General features: G+C 72.8%; 20 protein-coding genes. 5 read left to right on the top strand and 15 right to left on the bottom strand.

Going from position 1 to position 17,703, the window contains the following annotated elements; all coding sequences use genetic code 11:
- The 15 genes from J2S66_RS35605 to hemW form a co-directional block, all read right to left on the bottom strand.
- Positions 1–453 (bottom strand): YbjN domain-containing protein, encoded by a 453-nt coding sequence (locus tag J2S66_RS35605; protein ID WP_310313797.1) that lies wholly within the window; start codon positions 451–453, stop codon positions 1–3.
- Positions 450–1,277, bottom strand: a complete 828-nt coding sequence (locus J2S66_RS35600; RefSeq protein ID WP_310313794.1) for an isoprenyl transferase — start codon at positions 1,275–1,277, stop codon at positions 450–452. The genes J2S66_RS35605 and J2S66_RS35600 overlap by 4 nt, the downstream gene beginning before the upstream one ends.
- A 40-nt stretch (positions 1,278–1,317) precedes the next feature.
- Entirely contained in the window at positions 1,318–2,070 is a 753-nt protein-coding gene (recO, locus tag J2S66_RS35595; protein WP_310313792.1) for a DNA repair protein RecO, read from the bottom strand.
- A complete protein-coding gene (gene era, locus J2S66_RS35590) occupies positions 2,071–2,967 on the bottom strand; it encodes a GTPase Era (protein WP_310313790.1) in 897 nt (298 codons plus the stop codon).
- 93 nt (positions 2,968–3,060) lie between these two features.
- Positions 3,061–3,390 (bottom strand): (2Fe-2S) ferredoxin domain-containing protein, encoded by a 330-nt coding sequence (locus tag J2S66_RS35585; protein WP_310313787.1) that lies wholly within the window; start codon positions 3,388–3,390, stop codon positions 3,061–3,063.
- The gene (locus tag J2S66_RS35580; protein ID WP_310313784.1) at positions 3,390–3,722 is read right to left on the bottom strand and encodes a cytidine deaminase-like protein; all 333 of its coding nucleotides are present in this window, start codon (positions 3,720–3,722) and stop codon (positions 3,390–3,392) included. The genes J2S66_RS35585 and J2S66_RS35580 overlap by 1 nt, the downstream gene beginning before the upstream one ends.
- Positions 3,715–5,010: a hemolysin family protein gene (locus J2S66_RS35575; RefSeq protein WP_310315350.1), complete on the bottom strand. Its 1,296-nt coding sequence runs from the start codon at positions 5,008–5,010 to the stop codon at positions 3,715–3,717. The genes J2S66_RS35580 and J2S66_RS35575 overlap by 8 nt, the downstream gene beginning before the upstream one ends.
- Before the next feature lie 13 nt (positions 5,011–5,023).
- A complete protein-coding gene (gene ybeY, locus J2S66_RS35570) occupies positions 5,024–5,578 on the bottom strand; it encodes an rRNA maturation RNase YbeY (RefSeq protein WP_306747112.1) in 555 nt (184 codons plus the stop codon).
- A 4-nt stretch (positions 5,579–5,582) separates the two neighbouring features.
- Positions 5,583–6,668, bottom strand: coding sequence for a PhoH family protein (locus J2S66_RS35565; protein ID WP_310313780.1), 1,086 nt, complete (start codon positions 6,666–6,668; stop codon positions 5,583–5,585).
- 191 nt (positions 6,669–6,859) lie between these two features.
- Positions 6,860–7,201, bottom strand: a complete 342-nt coding sequence (locus J2S66_RS35560; protein ID WP_310313777.1) for a histidine triad nucleotide-binding protein — start codon at positions 7,199–7,201, stop codon at positions 6,860–6,862.
- A 10-nt stretch (positions 7,202–7,211) separates the two neighbouring features.
- Positions 7,212–7,859: an alpha/beta hydrolase family protein gene (locus J2S66_RS35555; protein ID WP_310313773.1), complete on the bottom strand. Its 648-nt coding sequence runs from the start codon at positions 7,857–7,859 to the stop codon at positions 7,212–7,214.
- Between the two features lie 276 nt (positions 7,860–8,135).
- Complete coding sequence (locus tag J2S66_RS35550) at positions 8,136–8,870, bottom strand: 16S rRNA (uracil(1498)-N(3))-methyltransferase (protein WP_310313770.1); 735 nt, start codon at positions 8,868–8,870, stop codon at positions 8,136–8,138.
- A complete protein-coding gene (gene dnaJ, locus J2S66_RS35545; RefSeq protein WP_310313766.1) occupies positions 8,867–10,021 on the bottom strand; it encodes a molecular chaperone DnaJ in 1,155 nt (384 codons plus the stop codon). The genes J2S66_RS35550 and dnaJ overlap by 4 nt, the downstream gene beginning before the upstream one ends.
- An 87-nt stretch (positions 10,022–10,108) precedes the next feature.
- On the bottom strand, positions 10,109–11,131 hold the full coding sequence (hrcA, locus tag J2S66_RS35540) for a heat-inducible transcriptional repressor HrcA (RefSeq protein ID WP_310313763.1): 1,023 nt from the start codon (positions 11,129–11,131) through the stop codon (positions 10,109–10,111).
- A gap of 230 nt (positions 11,132–11,361) precedes the next feature.
- Positions 11,362–12,576, bottom strand: coding sequence for a radical SAM family heme chaperone HemW (hemW, locus tag J2S66_RS35535; RefSeq protein ID WP_310313760.1), 1,215 nt, complete (start codon positions 12,574–12,576; stop codon positions 11,362–11,364).
- Positions 12,577–12,866: 290 nt separating this feature from the next.
- On the opposite strand from hemW, the gene J2S66_RS35530 reads away from it, so the two are divergent.
- The 5 genes from J2S66_RS35530 to J2S66_RS35510 are packed head-to-tail and all read left to right on the top strand — an operon-like array spanning position 12,867 to position 17,697.
- Positions 12,867–14,549 (top strand): nitrite/sulfite reductase, encoded by a 1,683-nt coding sequence (locus tag J2S66_RS35530; protein ID WP_310313757.1) that lies wholly within the window; start codon positions 12,867–12,869, stop codon positions 14,547–14,549.
- Between the two features lie 36 nt (positions 14,550–14,585).
- Entirely contained in the window at positions 14,586–14,747 is a 162-nt protein-coding gene (locus J2S66_RS35525; protein ID WP_306747123.1) for an Insertion element protein, read from the top strand.
- A complete protein-coding gene (locus J2S66_RS35520; RefSeq protein ID WP_310313754.1) occupies positions 14,744–15,445 on the top strand; it encodes a phosphoadenylyl-sulfate reductase in 702 nt (233 codons plus the stop codon). The genes J2S66_RS35525 and J2S66_RS35520 overlap by 4 nt, the downstream gene beginning before the upstream one ends.
- On the top strand, positions 15,442–16,350 hold the full coding sequence (gene cysD, locus J2S66_RS35515; protein WP_310313751.1) for a sulfate adenylyltransferase subunit CysD: 909 nt from the start codon (positions 15,442–15,444) through the stop codon (positions 16,348–16,350). The genes J2S66_RS35520 and cysD overlap by 4 nt, the downstream gene beginning before the upstream one ends.
- Complete coding sequence (locus J2S66_RS35510; RefSeq protein ID WP_310313749.1) at positions 16,351–17,697, top strand: sulfate adenylyltransferase subunit 1; 1,347 nt, start codon at positions 16,351–16,353, stop codon at positions 17,695–17,697. It abuts the gene before it with no gap.
- Positions 17,698–17,703: the final 6 nt, after the last annotated feature.

The following is a 17,703-nucleotide window of genomic DNA, read 5'->3' as shown; positions in this document are numbered from 1 at the left end:
TCAGGCACCGTCCCCGGCTCCGGCCAGCAGCTCGTTGCGCAGCTGCGAGGCGGTGGACACGACCAGCATCAGCAGGGTGCTGAGCGGCTCGGGCTTGAGTCCCTCGGCGGGGAACGCGTAGCGCAACGTCACGTCCATGCCGCGTTCGGTGTAGACCACGCCGAGCGTGCCGAACAGGCCCTGGCCCGCGCGTTCGGCGGCCGACACGGACAGGTTCGGGTCGGCGGGCAGGTCCCACGCCACCACGCAGGTCAGGCTGAGCACGGTCAGGCCGTCGGCCAGCCGCATCGCCTGCACCGCGCACGGCACCTCGCCGTGCCGGAAGCTCAGCGCCCCGTCGTCGTCGACGTGCACCTCGTGGAACAGCTCCAGCGCCTCGCGCGCCGCGGTCAGCAGCTCCGCGGTCACCTTGGCGTCCTGGTCGGTGTCCTGGTCGGCGTCCTGCTCGGTCACTCGCCCTCCTCGGGCTCCGCGTCGGGCTTGTCCACGGCGCCGCCGAAGCGCCGGTCTCGCATGGCGTACGCCTCGCAGGCGCGCCACAGGTCCAGGCGGTCGAAGTCGGGCCACAGGATGTCCTGGAACACCAGCTCCGCGTACGCCGACTGCCACAGCATGAAGTTCGACGTGCGCTGCTCGCCCGACGGGCGGATGAACAGGTCCACGTCCGGCATGTCCGGCTGGTACAGGTACTTCGCGACGGTGCGCTCGTCGACCTTCTCCGGGTTGATCTTCCCGGCGGCGGCCAGCCGCGCGATCTCCCGCGCCGCGTCGCCCACCTCGGCGCGCCCGCCGTAGTTGATGCACATCGCGAGGTTCAGCACGTCGTTGTCCTTCGTGCGCTCCTCGGCGACCTCCAGCTCCTTGATGACGCTGCGCCACAGCCGGGGCCGGCGGCCCGCCCAGCGCACCCGCACGCCCAGCTCGTCCAGCTCGTCGGTGCGGTGGTGGATCACGTCGCGGCTGAAGCCCATGAGGAAGCGCACCTCCTCGGGGCTGCGCCGCCAGTTCTCCGTGGAGAACGCGTACAGCGACAGCCACTTCACGCCCATCTCGATGGCGCCCTTGGCCGCCTCGACCACCACGGCCTCGCCGCGCTTGTGCCCCTCGATGCGGGACAGGCCGCGCTGGTTCGCCCACCGGCCGTTGCCGTCCATCACGATCGCGATGTGCCGCGGCACGAACTCGGTCGGGATCTTCGGCGGCGTGGCGCCGGTGGGGTGCGGTTCCGGGGGTCGGTGAGCGCGCGCGACGCGCTCGGCCCGCCGTCGGCGAAGCATGGCTGTCCTTCCGGGGGTGCGCGGGTGGAGCCGGGCGAGCCTAACCGTCGGCGGGTTGGGCCTTGCGCTCGACCAAGGGCAACGAGCGCAGCTGCCGTTCCAGGTGCCACTGGAGGTGCGCGGCGACCAGGCCGCTCGCGTCGCGGCGGGCGGTCGTCGGGATGGCGTCCACCGCGTCCCACCGCCCGTGCAGCAGCGCGCTGAGCAGGCCCAGCGTGTCCGCGGACGGCTGGGCGCTGCCCGGCGGCTTGCACCGGGGGCACACCAGGCCGCCCGCGTGCACGTTGAACGCCCGGTGCGGACCGGGGTCGCCGCAGCGCGCGCACTCGTCCACGGCGGGCGCCCACCCGGCGAACGCCATCGCCCGCATCAGGAACGCGTCGAGCACCAGCGACGGGTCGCGCTCCTTCGCCGCCAACGCCCGCAGCGCGCCCGTGACCAGCAGGTACAGCCGCAGGACGGGTTCGCCCTCCTCGGCGGTGAGGCGGTCGGCCGTCTCCAGCACCGCGCACGCCGCCGTGTACCGCTGGTAGTCGTCCACCAGGTCCACGCCGAACGCGTCCAGCGTCTGCACCTGGGTCACCACGTCCAGCGACCGGCCCGGGTAGAACTGCACGTCGACGTGCCCGAACGGCTCCAGCCGCGCGCCGAAGCGGGACGAGGTGCGCCGCACGCCCTTGGCGACCGCGCGCACCTTGCCGTGCTTCTGGGTGAGCAGGGTGATGATGCGGTCGGCCTCGCCGAGCTTCTGCACCCGGAGCACCACACCGGTGTCCCGGTAGAGGTTCGCCACCTAGAACCCCAGTCGGCGCAGCTGCTTCGGGTCGCGCTGCCAGTCCTTGGCGATCTTGATGTGCAGGTCCAGGTACACGCGCGTGCCCAGCAGCTTCTCGATCTGGCGGCGCGAGGTGATGCCCACCTGCTTGAGCCGCTCGCCCCGGTGGCCGAGGATGATCGCCTTCTGGCTGGGGCGCTCCACGAACACGTTCGCGTGGATGTCCACCAGGTCGTCGCGGCCCTCGCGGGGCAGCATCTCCTCCACCACGACCGCGATCGAGTGCGGCAGCTCGTCCCGCACGCCCTCCAGGGCGGCCTCGCGGATCAGCTCGGCGACCAGCGTCTGCTCCGGCTCGTCGGTCAGCTCACCGTCCGGGTACAGCGCCGGGCCCTCCGGCATCTTGCCGACCAGCAGGTCGGCCAGCGCGTCCACCTGGTAGCCGTCCACCGCGGACACCGGGATGAAGTCGGCGAAGTCCATCACCTTCTGGAGCGCGAGCAGCTGCTCGGCGACCTGCTGCTGGCCCACCAGGTCCGTCTTGGTGACGATGCCGATCACGGGCGTGCGCCTGGCGATCTTCTCCAGCTCGGCCGCGATGAACTTGTCGCCGGGGCCGACCTTCTGGTCGGCGGGCACGCAGAACCCGACCACGTCCACCTCCGACCAGGTCTCGCGGACCAGGTCGTTGAGGCGCTGGCCGAGCAGGGTGCGCGGGCGGTGCAGGCCGGGGGTGTCGACGAGGACCAGCTGGCCGTCCTCGCGGTGCACGATGCCCCGGATGGTGTGCCGGGTGGTCTGCGGCTTGCTGGAGGTGATCGCGACCTTGGTCCCGACCAGAGCGTTGGTCAACGTCGACTTGCCTGCGTTGGGGCGGCCGACGAAGCACGCGAACCCGGAGCGGTAACCATCCATCCCCCCATTGTCCCCGTGCCCGTCGGACGCGCCCGGCCGGCCCTCTCCCCGCCGCCCTCCGCTCGTCGCCCCACCGCTCACCGGCGTCCTGCTCTAGGCGCGCTGGGCGGGCGGCTCGATCCGGTTCAGCTCCAGCGCCGCCGGCATCGGGCCGCCCTCGGTCAGCCAGCGCTCCAGGTCGTCCATCGTCGCGTCCTGGAGCACGAACCCCAGCCACACCGGCTTGTGCCCGCGCGGCTTCACCACGACCACGTTCGAGTGCTCGCACGCGTCCAGGCAGTCCGCCGTGCGCACCCGCAGCCGGTCGCCCGACGCCGCCGCGAGCGCCGTCAACCGGCGCACCTGCTCCTCGTGGTCGTAGTCCGGGTGCTTCTTCACCGTGCCGCAGCAGCACCCGCGGCACACCGTGACGTAGTCACGCACTACACGGTCTCCCGGAGCGCGCCCGCCCCGTCCGCCCGCAGCACCCGGGCGCCCGCCGACAGGTCGCGCACCGCCGACACCGACGCCTCGTCCACCGCCTCGGCCGCCGTCACGACCGCCGCCGCCTCCAGGCCCTCCGCGCCGCTGGACACGGCCGCCGCGACCGCCGCCTGCAACGCGGTCAGCCGCAGCGACGGCAGCGCGACCGTGGTCGCCGCGTACGTCCGGCCGTCGGTGTCCCGGACCGCCGCGCCCTCCGCCGCACCGGTGCGCGCCCGCGCCGACCGGGCCAGCGTGATGATCTTCAGGTCCTCGGGGTCGAGCTCACTCACCGGGTTCCCCCTCGTCGTCGTCCCTGGGCGCCGGGCGGACCAGCACCGTCGTGATGCGCACCCGCCCGCGTTCGTCCTTGCCGCCCTCGGCCCGCATCCGCAGGCCCGCGATCTCCGCCTCCGTGCCCGGCAGCGGCACGCGGCCCAGCCGCTGCGCCAGCAGACCGCCCACGGTCTCCACCTCGTGGTCGTCCAACTGCGTGCCGAACACCGCGTCCAGGTCGTCGACCGGCAGCCGCGCGCTCACCCGCACCGACCCGTCGGCCAGGTGCTCCACCGGCGGCCGGTCCTCCGTGTCGGACTCGTCGGTGATCTCGCCGACGATCTCCTCCAGGATGTCCTCGATCGTCAGCAGGCCCGCCGTGCCGCCGTACTCGTCCACCACCACCGCCAGGTGGTTGCGGGACAGCTGCATCTCCCGCAGCAGGTCCGCGATCGGCTTCGAGTCCGGGATGAACGACGCCGGCTTCATCACGTCCGCCACCGACACGCCGTTCGGCTCCTCGGCCAGCGTCAGCCGCACCAGGTCCTTCAGGTTCACCACGCCGACGATGTCGTCGACGCTCTCCCCGATCACCGGCACCCGCGTGTACCCGGTCCGCAGCGACAGCGCCAACGCCTGCCGGATCGACTTCGTCGACTCGATCCACACGATCTCCGTGCGCGGCACCATCACCTCGCGCGCGATCGTGTCGCCCAGCTCGAAGACCGAGTGGATCATCTCCCGCTCGCCCTCGTCGACCACGCCGCGCTCCTGCGCCATGTCGACCAGCTCGCGCAGCTCCACCTCGGACGAGAACGGGCCCTCGCGGAACCCCTTGCCCGGGGTGATCGCGTTGCCGACCAGGATCAGCAACTTGCTCAGCGGGCCCAGCACGCGGCCGAGCACCCGGATCGGCCCCGCCGCCACCAGGCTCACCGCGTACGGGTGCTGCCTGCCGATCGTGCGCGGACCCACGCCCACCAGCACGTACGACACGACCAGCATGCTCAGGCCCGCGACCAGCATGGCCACCCACCCGGTCGCGATCAGCCGGAAGCACACCACCGTCACCAGCACGGTCGCCGCCAGCTCGCAGCCCAGCCGCAGCAACAGCAGCAGGTTCACGTGCCGCGGCCGGTCGGCCAGCAGCGCGATCAACTGCCGGGTGCCGCTGCGCCCCTGCCGCTGCAACGCCTCGACGCGCGCACGCGACACCGTGCCCAGCGCGGCGTCCGCGCCCGCGAACGCGCCCGCCGCGAGCACCAGCAGCACGGCCAGCACGAGCAGGCCGGTATTACCCGCCACCACGTCGGCCGCCTCAGGCTGTCGGCTCGGGCCGGTCCGCGTCCTCCAGGCCCACCGCCCCGAGCAGCTTCGAGTCCGCCTCGCGCTGCGCCGACTTGCGCTCCGCCTCCGCCACCGAGGCGCGGAAGTCGCCCAGGATGCGGTTCTGCAACGTGAACATCTCCCGCTCCTCCGCGGGTTCGGCGTGGTCGTAGCCGAGCAGGTGCAGCACGCCGTGCACGGTCAGCAGGTGCAGCTCGTCCAGCAGGCCGTGCCCGGCCTTCTTCGCCTGGTCCTTGGCGAAGTCCGGGCACAGCACGATGTCACCCAGCAGCGCCGGCCCCAACCCGGCCGCGTCCGGCCGCCGGGCCGAGTCCAGCTCGTCCATCGGGAACGCCATGACGTCCGTCGGACCGGGCAGGTCCATCCAGCGCTGGTGCAGGTCCGCCATCACGTCCAGCTCGACGAGCAGGACGGACAGCTCGGCCAACGGGCTGACGCCCATCCGGTCCAGGGCGAACCGGGCGGCGGCGACGATGGACGGCTCGTCCACGCCGACGCCCGACTCGTTCGCGATCTCGATGCTCACGGGCCTATCGTCCCCGGCGTTGCCCACGCGACCTCGCACCGGGTCCGGCCTGGTGCTGGTGACCCTCCCCGGCTTCGCGTTCCTCCTGCTCGACCTGCCACTTGTCATAGGCGTCCACGATGTCCGCCACCAACTGGTGACGGACCACGTCGTTGCTGGTCAGGACGGAGAAGTGGACGTCGTCGACGCCTTCGAGGATCTCCCTGACCACCTTCAGGCCGCTGCGCTGCCCACCCGGCAGGTCGACCTGCGTGACGTCGCCGGTCACCACGATCTTCGAGCCGAAGCCCAACCGGGTGAGGAACATCTTCATCTGCTCGGGCGTCGTGTTCTGCGCCTCGTCGAGGATGATGAACGCGTCGTTCAGGCTACGACCGCGCATGTAGGCCAGTGGGGCGACCTCGATCGTGCCCGCCTGGGTGAGGCGGGGGATCGACTCGGGGTCGACCATGTCGTGCAGCGCGTCGTACAGCGGGCGCAGGTAGGGGTCGATCTTCTCGTTCAGGGTGCCGGGCAGGTAGCCGAGGCGTTCGCCCGCCTCGACCGCCGGGCGGGTCAGGATGATGCGGTTGACCTGCTTGGCCTGGAGGGCCTGCACGGCCTTCGCCATCGCCAGGTAGGTCTTGCCGGTGCCCGCGGGACCGATGCCGAACACGATCGTGTTCTGGTCGATCGCGTCCACGTAGTGCTTCTGGTTGAGCGTCTTCGGGCGGATCGTGCGGCCCCGCCGGGAGATGATGTCCAGGCTCAGGACCTCGGCGGGCGACTCGCTGGTGCCCGCGGACAGCATGGCGACGGTGCGGCGGACCGTGTCGGGTCCGACCTGCTGGCCGCGGCTGGCGAGGGTGACGAGCTCGGAGAACACCCGTTCGGCGAACGCCACGTCGGCGGATTGGCCGGACAGGGTGATCTCGTTGCCGCGCACGTGCACGTCGGCGTCGAGGAGTTCTTCGGCGAGCCGGAGGTTCTCGTCCCGCGATCCGAGCAGGGCCAGCACCGCGCCGTCGGGCACGGAGAACTTGGACTGCGCGTCCTGGGCGGCGGCCGCGTCCCGGCTTGCCTGCGGCGTGTTGTCAGCGGTACCGGCCACGTGGCCTCGGGCCCTCTTCCTGCGCGTTCGCGCGGTGCTCGGGTGGACTTGACCTGCTCCGTCGATGCTAGCCGCCGGCACCGACAGTCCGCACCGGAGTAAGGCCGGCGGAAACCGGTGGGCGCGGCGGGTGCGCTCGTGTCGGTGTCGCCCGGTCAGGGCCCTTCGGCGAGGGGCCCCGACCGGGAGGCTCAGGCGAGAGGGCCGAGCCGGCGCCCGCCGAGCACGTGCAGGTGGGCGTGGAAGACGGTCTGACCTGCGTCGGAGCCGGTGTTGAACAGGGTGCGGTAGCCGGTCTCGGCGACGCCCTCGGCCTTGGCGACCTCCCCGGCGGCGAGGAACAGGTCGTCGAGGACCCCGGGCGCGGCGGCGGCCAGGGCGACGGCGTCGGGCGCGTGGGTCTTGGGCACCAGCACGACGTGCGTGGGCGCCTGCGGGGCGATGTCGCGGAACGCCAGCGTGGTGTCGGTCTCGTGGACCACGGTGGCCGGGATCTCCCGGGCGACGATGCGGCAGAACAGGCAGTCGGACATGGTCCGCACGCTACCCACCCCCGCGGTGCCGCGGGGCCGTCGGACGCGAACGCCGCGGGCGCGCGCCCGCCAGGCGCAGCGCGGCGTCGCGGCACGCCTCCCAGGCGGGGGTGCCGACGGTGATGACGTCCATGTGGCCGACGCCGGGGAGGGCGACCAGTTCGGCCCCGGAGGCGCGGGCGAACGCGGCGCTCTGCTCGAACGGCACGTCCTCGTCGGCGTCGCCGTGCACGAGGACCACCGGTTTGCCGATGGGCAGCAGGGCGGTGGGGGAGGCGTCGGCGTAGCGGTCGGGCACCTCGTCGGGGGTGCCGCCGAGCAGTTCGGCGGCGCGGCGGGTGACGGCCGGGTGGGAGAGCAGGTCGAGGACGCCGGCCTGGGAGACGGCGGCGGTCACGCGGGGGTGCCGCGCGGCGGCCCAGACGGCGAGGTGGCCGCCGGCCGAGTGACCGAGCGTCACGACGGGGCCGGGACCGCCGGGCAGCGCGGAGAGGGCGGCGAGCACGTCGTCCCCGGTCTCGGGCCACCCGCCGCCGCCGTCGACGCGCCGGTATTCGACGTTGAACGCGGCGACGCCGTGCGCGACGAGGTCGTCGGCGAGGGGGCGGCCGAGTTCGAGACCATAACGTTGATGCCAAAAACCACCATGGATTACCACGATGACGGGAAAGGATTCACCACCCGGCGTGGAAAACTCCCCGAACTGGCTGGGGTGGGGTCCGTAGTCGATGCGCACGCGAAACCCTCCGCACAAAAAAGGGCCGCGTCGCGGTGGGACCTGGGGGTCGTCCCACCGCGACGCGGCGGCGCCGGACCGAGGGGGGAGGTGTCCGGCGAGCCTGCTCCGAGGGACCGGTCCCGGTGACCCGGCCAACCCCTCTGGCCATGAGCGTAACCCCTGCGTCTGGCGTTTGCCAGAAGGGAACGGGGACCGTCACCGCCAGCGATCGGTCAGCACACCCAGCGCACCCAGAGCGACCGCCGCGGCCGTCGACGCTCGCAGAACGGCAGGGCCCAGTCGCACTACGTGCGCACCGGCGGCGGTCAACGCCGACAATTCCTCGTCGGTGATCCCGCCTTCCGGTCCGACGACGAGCAGGACGTCCCCGGAAGTGGGCAGCGGAACCGTTCCGAGCGGCTGCGAAGAAGATTCGTGCAAAACCAATGCGACGGTCGACGAGGACACCAGGGAAGCGAGCCCGGAGGTGGTGACGGGGTCGGCGACGGACGGCACGCGGGCGCGCCGGGCCTGCTTGGCCGCCTCGCGGGCGGTGCCGCGCCACCGTTCGAGGGCCTTCGCGCCGCGCGGCCCGTCCTCCCACTTGGTCACGCAGCGCGAGGCCCGCCAGGGCACGACGCCGTCCACGCCCGCCTCGGTGGCCAGCTCCACGGCCAGCTCGCCGCGGTCGCCCTTCACCAGGGCCTGCGCCACGACCACCCGCACGGACGGCTCCGGCACGGTCCAGCGCTCGACGACGCGCAGCCGCAGCGCGTCCTTCACCGCCTCCTCGACCACGCACCGCGCCTGGTCGCCCGAACCGTCGGACAGGACCAGCTCCTCGCCCGCCCGCAACCGGCGGACGGTGGCCGCGTGCCGGCCCTCGGGGCCGTCGAGGACCGCCGTGCCGCCGGTGGGCAGTGCGGGGACGAGGAAGACGGGCAGCGTCACCGGTGGCCGCGGCCGGAGCGCAGCCGCGAGAACAGCCCGCCGCCGCCCTTGCCGTTGTGGGCGAGCGTCGGCTCGTCCTCGCCGCGGGCGACGGCGAGTTCCCGCAGCAGCTCGGTCTGGCGGGCGTCGAGCTTGGTGGGCACCACGACCTCCAGGTGCACGTGGAGGTCACCGCGGCCGTCGACGCGCCCGCTGGAGCGCAGCCGGGGCATGCCGCGCCCGGTGAGCACCAGCACGGTGTTCGGCTGGGTGCCGGGCTCGATCTCCAACTCCTCCTCGCCGTCCAGCGTGGCCAGCGGCAGGACGGCACCGAGCGCGGCGGTCGTCATGGGGATGCGCACCGAGCAGTGCAGGTGGGCGCCGTCGCGCTCGAAGACCTCGTGCGGCACCTCCTCGACCTCGACGTACAGGTCGCCGGCGGGGCCGCCGCCGGGGCCGACCTCGCCCTGGCCCGCGAGCCGCACCCGCATGCCCTCGGCCACGCCGGCCGGGATCTGCACGGAGATGGTGCGCCGGGACCGCACGCGGCCCTCGCCGGCGCACTGGCGGCACGGGTCGGGGATGACCTCGCCGAGGCCGCGGCACACCGGGCAGGGCCGCGCGGTGACGACCTGGCCCAGGAAGGACCGCTGCACCGACTGCACCTCGCCGCGCCCGCCGCAGGTGTCGCAGCGCGTCGGGGACGTGCCCTCGGCGCAGCCGCTGCCCACGCACAGGTCGCACAGGATGGCCGTGTCGACGGTCAGCTCCCGCGAGGCGCCCGCCGCGCACTCCTCCAGCGTCATCGACAGCCGGATGAGGGCGTCGGAGCCGGGCTGCACGCGGCTGCGCGGCCCCCGCCCGCCCGCGCCGCCGCCCGCGCCGAAGAACGCGTCCATGATGTCGCCGAGACCGCCGAAGCCCGCGAACGGGTCGCCGCCGCCCCGGCCGCCGCCGCCCGGCTCCAGCGGGTCGCCGCCCAGGTCGACGACCTGCCGCTTCTTCGGGTCCGACAGGACCTCGTAGGCGGCGGTCACCTCCTTGAAGCGCGCTTCCTCGTTGGGGTTCACGTCCGGGTGGAGCTGCCGCGCGAGCTTGCGGTAGGCGCGCTTGATCTCCTCGGGTGTCGCGTTCTTGGAGACCCCGAGCGTGCCGTAGTAGTCCCTCGCCACCGTGTTTCCTCCTGCGAGCGGCGTCGTGCGCACGCGCGCGCTCGCCTGCCAAACGTCCTGCGGGACCGCGGTGTTCCTCCCCCGCCGTCACCGCCCGGTCAAGATCTCCCCCACGTAGGTGGCGACCGCGCGCACGGCCGCCATCGTGCCGGGGTAGTCCATGCGGGTCGGTCCGACCACGCCCATTCCCCCGAGCAGGTTGTCCCGGCTGCCGTAGCCGATGGACACGACGGAGGTGCTGCGCATCTCCGCCGCCTCGTTCTCCTCGCCGATGTGCACCAGGATGGTGCCGGGGTCGCGGGCCGCGGCCAGCAGCTTGAGCACCACGACCTGTTCCTCCAGCGCCTCCAGCACCTGGCGCAGCGAACCGGGGAAGTCTGCCACGTTGCGGGTGAGGTTCGCGGTGCCACCCAGCACCAGGCGCTCCTCGGGGTGCTCCACCAGCGACTCGATGAGCACGGTGCCGACCCGCAGCACGACGTCGCGCAGCTCGGCGGGCGCCTCCTCGGGCAGCTGGGCGACCTCGGCGGAGGCGTCGGAGAGGCGCTTGCCGACCATCGCGGCGTTGAGCATGGCGCGCACCCGGGCGACGTTGTCCTCGCTGATGACGTCGCCGAGGTCGACCGAGCGCTGGTCGACGCGGCCGGTGTCGGTGATGAGCACCAGCATGAGGCGGGCGGGCGTGATGGCCAGCACCTCGATGTGGCGCACGGTCGCCCGGCTGAGCACCGGGTACTGCACGACCGCGACCTGGCGGGTCAACTGGGCGAGCAGGCGGACGCTGCGGCGCAGCACGTCGTCGAGGTCGTAGGCGCCTTCGAGGAAGTTCCGGATGGCCTTGCGCTCGGGCGAGGACAGCGGCTTGACCTCGTTGAGGCGGTCCACGAACAGCCGGTAGCCCTTGTCCGTGGGCACGCGGCCGGCGCTGGTGTGCGGCTGGGTGATGTAGCCGTCCTCCTCCAACTGGGCCATGTCGTTGCGCACGGTGGCGCTGGACACGCTCAGGTTGTGCCGCTCGACCAGGGCTTTCGAGCCGACCGGCTCCTGGTTGGACACGTAGTCGGCGACGATCGCGCGCAGCACTTCGAACCGGCGCTCATCGGCGTTCACCGCACGTCACCTCCGGGACGACCTGGACTGCTTCCCCCCGAGTTTACGGAGGTTGCGGCGGCGGATGGAAAGCCGTTGGTCCGGGTTCGGTCACATCGCCGGCGTCGGGTGTGCTCAACCCCTCCCTGCTCGACGCCCTCCGGGCAGCAGAACGCGACGCGGGCGCGTTCACGGCGCCGTGCGGCGGCCTGTCGCAGGTGGCGGGCATCGCGGTGCCGCCACCGCGGCCGTCAGGTGAGCCGGCGCACCACGGCGTCGGCGAGCAACCGGCCCCGGTCGGTGAGCACGCAGCGGCCCGCGTCCAGGGCGGCGGGGTCCAGCAGGCCGTCGGCGGCGGCGGTCCCGGCCTCGGCCCGCCCGCCCTCGTCCAGGACGTCGAGCGGCAGGCCGGTGGCCAGGCGGAGCTCCAGCAGGACGCGTTCGACGCGGCGGTCGTCCCCGGTCAGCACCTCGCGCCCGGCGGACGGCGAGGCGCCTGCGGCGAGCAGTTCGGCGTACTTCGCGGGGTGCTTGACGTTCCACCAGCGCACGCCGCCGACGTGGCTGTGCGCGCCGGGGCCCGCGCCCCACCAGTCGGCCCCCTGCCAGTACAGCAGGTTGTGCCGGCACGCCGCCTCGGCGGAGGCGGCCCAGTTCGACACCTCGTACCAGGTGAGGCCCTGGGCGGTCATGGCCCGGTCGACCGACTCGTACTTGTCGGCCAGCACGTCGTCGTCGGGCATCGGCAGCTCGCCCCGGCGCACCCGGCGGGCCAGGGCGGTGCCCTCCTCCACGATCAGCGCGTAGGCCGACACGTGGTCCACGCCCGCGCCGCGCACGGCGTCCAGCGACGCCTCCAGGTCGCCCGGCGACTCACCGGGCGTGCCGTAGATGAGATCGAGGTTCACGTGCTCGAAGCCGGCCGCGCGGGCCTCGCGGGCCGCCGCGACGGGGCGACCCGGGGTGTGGGCGCGGTCCAGGACGGCGAGGACGTGCCGGGCCGCGGACTGCATCCCGAGCGACACCCGCGTGTAGCCGGCGTCACGGATCGCGGCGAAGAACGACGGCGAGGTCGACTCGGGGTTGGACTCGGTGGTGACCTCCGCGCCCGGTGCGAGGCCGAACGAGGCGCGCACGGCGTCGAGCACGTCGGCCAGCCCGTCGGAGCCGAGCAGTGACGGGGTGCCGCCGCCGACGAAGACCGTCTCGACCGGCGGCGGGGTGCCCAGCACGGTCGCGGCGAGGTCCAGTTCGCGGCGCAGCCCCTCCAGCCACGACCGGGGCGAGGCGGAGGTGCCCAGCTCACCGGCGGTGTAGGTGTTGAAGTCGCAGTAGCCGCACCGGGTCGCGCAGAACGGGACGTGCACGTAGACGCCGAACGGGCGGGAGCCGAGCCCGGCGAGGGCGGTGGCGGGGAGCGAACCGTCGGGCGGCGCGGGGTCGCCGATCGGCAGGGCGGAGGGCATGGCCCCCATTGTCCCACCTACCGGGCGCGGCACCCCCGTCCCACGATGCGGATGGCGGTGGACCACGCCATGGACGCGTGGCACGCTCATCCACATGACATCGACCGGAGTGCGCCTGGTGGTCCGCCGCCACGTCGACTTCCGGCGCGTGTCCAGCGCGATGTGCCGTCGTTCGGCATAACCCGCGCCCGCATTCTCACCGTCGGCGCCGGGTGCGCTGACGAGACCCCCACCACGGTTCTGCCGGGACTCGCACGCGCACCAGCGCCCCCGAAACCCGGAGGACGAGCATGGTCCCCCCGACGACGACACCTCAGCGCACGAAGCAGCGCCGAGGTGAGGGGCAGTGGGCGCTGGGCTACCGCGAGCCGCTGAACCCGAACGAGCGGAGCAAGAAGGACGACAACCCGCTCAACGTCCGGGCGCGGATCGAGAACGTCTACGCCCGCGGCGGCTTCGACTCCATCGACCCGGCCGACCTGCGCGGGCGGTTCCGCTGGTACGGCCTCTACACCCAGCGCAAGCCCGGCATCGACGGCGGTCGCACGGCCACCCTGGACCCGGAGGAGCTGGACGACGAGTACTTCATGCTGCGCGTCCGCGTGGACGGCGGCCGGCTCACCACCCGGCAGCTGGCCCTGCTCGGCGAGCTGTCGCAGACCTACGCGCGCGACACCGCCGACATCACCGACCGGCAGAACATCCAGTACCACTGGATCAGGGTCGAGGACGTGCCGACGATCTGGCAGAAGCTGGAGGCGGCGGGCCTGACCACGATGGAGGCGTGCGGCGACAGCCCGCGCGTGATCCTCGGCTCCCCCGTCGCGGGCATCGCCGAGGACGAGGTGGTCGACGGCTCCCCCGCGATCGACGAGATCCTGCGCCGCTACATCGGCGACCCGCGCTTCTCGAACCTGCCGCGCAAGTTCAAGACCGCGATCTCCGGCCTGCCGGACGTGGCGCACGAGATCCACGACGTCGCGTTCGTCGGTGTGCACCACCCCGAGCACGGGCCGGGCTTCGACCTGTGGGTCGGCGGCGGCCTGTCCACGAACCCGATGATCGGGCAGCGGCTGGGCGCGTGGGTCCCGCTGGACGAGGTGCCGGACGTGTGGGAGGGCGTGATCAGCGTCTTCCGCGATTACGGCTACCGCCGCCTGCGGCACCGCGCGCGGATCAAGTTCCTGGTCGCGGACTGGGGCCCCGAGAAGTTCCGCCAGGTCCTGGAGGACGAGTACCTCAAGCGGAAGATGGTCGACGGCCCCGCGCCCGAGGTGCCCGCGATCCCCCGCGACCACATCGGCGTGCACCGGCAGAAGGACGGTTCCTACTACGTCGGCGCGGCCCCGATCGCGGGCCGGGTGTCCGGGTCCACGCTGGTCGAGGTCGCCAAGGTCGTGGAACGCGCCGGGTCCACCCGGGTCCGGCTCACGCCGCAGCAGAAGATCGTCGTGCTGGACGTGCCGGAGGGCGAGGTCGAGGGGCTCCAGGCGGACCTGGCGAAGCTGGGGTTGCAGACCGAGCCGTCGCCGTGGCGGCGGGGCGTGATGGCGTGCACCGGCATCGAGTTCTGCAAGCTCGCGATCGTCGAGACCAAGGCCCGCGCGGTCGAGCTTGTCTCCGCGCTGGAGACCAGGCTGGCGGACGTCGTCGCCGGCGTCACCGCGCCGGTGTCGGTGCACATCAACGGCTGCCCGAACTCGTGCGCCCGCATCCAGACCGCCGACATCGGCCTCAAGGGCCAGATCGTCACCGACGCGGACGGCGAGCAGGTCGAGGGCTTCCAGGTGCACCTGGGCGGCGGCCTCGGCCTGGACGCCGGGTTCGGCCGCAAGCTGCGCGGCCACAAGGTCACCGCCGCCGAGCTGTCGGACTACGTGGAGCGCGTGGTGCGCAACTTCGTGGCGAAGCGGGAGCCCGAAGAGAGGTTCGCGCAGTGGGTCGCGCGGGCGGACGAGGGTGATCTGAAGTGAGCACCCACCGACGCACCTGCCCCGACGGAGGCCGGCATGAGTGAGCGCGCGACACCGTTCTACTGCCCCTACTGCGGCGACGAGGACCTCCGACCGCAGGAGGAGCCGAGCCACTCGTGGCTCTGCGCCTCCTGCCGTCGCGTGTTCACGGTCAAGTTCGTGGGTCTCAACCTTCCACAGAAGGAGGTGCGGAGATGACCGCCCCGACCAGGGTCGAGGAGCTCAAGGTGATCGCCGAGGCCGCCTCGGCCGAGCTGGCGGACGCCAGTGCCGAGGAGGCGCTGGCGTGGACCGCCCGCACGTTCGGCGAGAGCTGGATCGTCGCGTCGAACATGCAGGACGCGGTGCTGGTCGACCTGGCGACCAAGGTCAAGCCGGACGTGGACGTGCTGTTCCTGCAGACCGGCTACCACTTCGCCGAGACCATCGGCACGCGTGACGCGGTGGACCTGGTCTACCCCGGTGTGCGCATCGTCGACGCCGCCGCCGAGCAGTCGGTGGCGGACCAGGAGGCCGAGTTCGGCCCGCTCAACCGGACCGACCCGACCCGGTGCTGCGAGCTGCGCAAGGTCGTGCCGCTCCGGCGGACCCTGGCGGACTACGACGCGTGGGTCACCGGTGTCCGCCGGGTCGACGCCCCGACCCGCGCGAACACCCCGATCGTGCAGTGGGACGACCGCAACGGGCTGGTGAAGGTCAACCCGATCGCGCCGTGGTCCGACGAGCGGTTCAACGCCTACATCGCCGACCACGGAATCCTGGAGAACCCGCTGGTGCAGGCCGGTTACCCCTCCATCGGCTGCGCGCCGTGCACCGCGAAGCCCTTGCCGGGTTCGGACCCGCGCAGCGGCCGGTGGGCGGGGCTGGCCAAGACAGAATGCGGGTTGCACGGATGACCGCCACGACGACGGCCCTCGACGCGCTCGACCGCCTGGAGTCCGAGGCGATCCACATCTTCCGCGAGGTCGCGGGCGAGTTCGACCGGCCGGTGATCCTGTTCTCCGGCGGCAAGGACTCCACGCTGCTGCTGCACCTCGCGGTGAAGGCGTTCTGGCCCGCACCGGTTCCGTTCCCGCTGCTGCACGTGGACACCGGGCACAACTTCGACGAGGTCATCGAGTTCCGCGACCGGGTGGTCGCGCGGCACGGGCTGCGGCTGGAGGTCGCGGAGGTCCAGGACTACATCGACGACGGCCGGCTCGCCGAGCGGCCGGACGGCACCCGCAACCCGCTCCAGACCGTGCCGCTGCTCGACGCCATCACCACCCACCGGTTCGACGCCGTCTTCGGCGGCGGGCGGCGGGACGAGGAGCGGGCCCGCGCCAAGGAGCGGATCTTCAGCCTGCGCAACTCGTTCGGCCAGTGGGAGCCGCGCCGCCAGCGACCCGAGCTGTGGAACCTCTACAACGGACGGCACCGCCCCGGCGAGCACGTGCGCGTGTTCCCGCTGTCCAACTGGACCGAGCTGGACGTGTGGCACTACATCGCCCGCGAGGGCATCGAGCTGCCGTCGATCTACTACGCCCACCGGCGCGAGGTGTACCTGCGCGACGGCATGTGGCTCGCGGAAGGCCCGTGGGGCGGCCCGCGCGACGGCGAGGTCAAGGTCGAGAAGACCGTGCGCTACCGGACCGTCGGCGACGGGTCGTGCACCGGCGCCGTCGAGTCCGACGCGGCCGACATCGCGACCGTCATCGCCGAGGTCGCGGCGTCCCGCCTCACCGAGCGCGGCGCGACCCGCGCGGACGACCGGATGTCCGAGGCCGCCATGGAAGACCGCAAGCGGGAGGGGTACTTCTAGATGAGCGACCTGTTGAGGCTGGCCACGGCGGGCAGCGTGGACGACGGCAAGTCCACGCTCGTCGGCAGGCTGCTCTACGACACCAAGTCGGTGCTCGCGGACACCCTGGACGCGGTGCACCGCGCCAGCGCCGACCGCGGCCTGGCCACCCCGGACCTGTCACTGCTGGTGGACGGCCTGCGTTCGGAGCGTGAGCAGGGCATCACCATCGACGTGGCCTACCGCTACTTCGCCACCCCGAACCGTTCCTTCGTGCTCGCGGACACCCCCGGCCACGTCCAGTACACCCGCAACACGGTGACCGGCGCGTCCACCGCGCAGCTCGGCGTGCTGCTGGTCGACGCCCGCAAGGGCGTGATCGAGCAGACCCGGCGGCACGCGGCCGTGCTCGCGCTGCTGGGCGTGCCCAGGCTCGTGCTGGCGGTCAACAAGATCGACCTGGTCGGGTACGACGAGGTGACGTTCGCCCGCATCGCCAAGGAGTTCACCGCGCACGCCACCGCCCTCGGTTACGCCGAGGAGGCCGTCGTGGAGATCCCCGTGTCGGCGCTGGCGGGCGACAACGTGGTGGAGCGCTCGGCGCGCACGCCCTGGTACTCCGGTCCGACGCTGCTGGAGCACCTGGAGACGGTGCCGGTCGAGCCCGACCCGCACGACGCGCCGTTCCGCTTCCCGGTGCAGTACGTGATCCGGCCGCGCACCCCCGAGCACCCGGACTACCGCGGCTACGCGGGCCAGGTCGCCGCGGGCACCGTGCGGGTGGGCGACGAGGTCGCCGTGCTGCCCGGCGGGCTGCGCACGACCGTGACCGGCATCGACACCGCCGACGGCCCGCTGGAGGAGGCCGCGGCGGGCCGGTCCGTGACGCTGTTGCTGGCGCACGACGTGGACGTCTCGCGCGGTGACCTGATCGCCGCCGCGGCCGCGCCGCCGACCGTGACCGACGAGTTCGACGCCACCGTGTGCTGGCTGTCGGAGAAGCCCCTCACACCCGGCGCACGGGTGCTGGTCAAGCACGGCACGCGCACCGTGCAGGCGATCGTCACCGAACTGCGCACCCGGTTCGACGAGCAGAAGCTCGCCAGCACCGACGCCCCCGCCGCGCTGGCCCTCAACGAGATCGGCCAGATCGGGGTTCGCACTGCCGAAGCAATTCCGGTCGACGACTACACGCGCAACCGCCGCACTGGTTCCTTTCTCATCATCGACGTCGCCGACGGCAGCACGCTGGCCGCCGGGCTCGTGGGGGCGCCCCTGCCGGAGCTGGACGGCGTGGACAGCTGTACCGGGGGCGGTAACTCCGCCCCGTCCACCGACGACCACGCCCTCGTCTCCCCCGGCCCCTGAAAGGTC

It is taken from the genome of Saccharothrix longispora (assembly GCF_031455225.1).
Taxonomy (GTDB): Bacteria; Actinomycetota; Actinomycetes; order Mycobacteriales; family Pseudonocardiaceae; genus Actinosynnema; species Actinosynnema longispora.
This window is presented reverse-complemented; position numbering and strand designations above follow the sequence as displayed.

Coding starts and splice junctions, on each gene's coding strand:
- J2S66_RS35520 (WP_310313754.1), top strand. CDS start 14,744: ATGACCGCCCCGACCAGGGTCGAGGAGCTCAAGGTGATCGCCGAGGCC.
- hemW (WP_310313760.1), bottom strand. CDS start 12,576: ATGCCCTCCGCCCTGCCGATCGGCGACCCCGCGCCGCCCGACGGTTCG.
- J2S66_RS35510 (WP_310313749.1), top strand. CDS start 16,351: ATGAGCGACCTGTTGAGGCTGGCCACGGCGGGCAGCGTGGACGACGGC.
- cysD (WP_310313751.1), top strand. CDS start 15,442: ATGACCGCCACGACGACGGCCCTCGACGCGCTCGACCGCCTGGAGTCC.
- J2S66_RS35525 (WP_306747123.1), top strand. CDS start 14,586: ATGAGTGAGCGCGCGACACCGTTCTACTGCCCCTACTGCGGCGACGAG.
- J2S66_RS35560 (WP_310313777.1), bottom strand. CDS start 7,201: ATGTCCGACTGCCTGTTCTGCCGCATCGTCGCCCGGGAGATCCCGGCC.
- J2S66_RS35600 (WP_310313794.1), bottom strand. CDS start 1,277: ATGCTTCGCCGACGGCGGGCCGAGCGCGTCGCGCGCGCTCACCGACCC.
- J2S66_RS35530 (WP_310313757.1), top strand. CDS start 12,867: ATGGTCCCCCCGACGACGACACCTCAGCGCACGAAGCAGCGCCGAGGT.
- era (WP_310313790.1), bottom strand. CDS start 2,967: ATGGATGGTTACCGCTCCGGGTTCGCGTGCTTCGTCGGCCGCCCCAAC.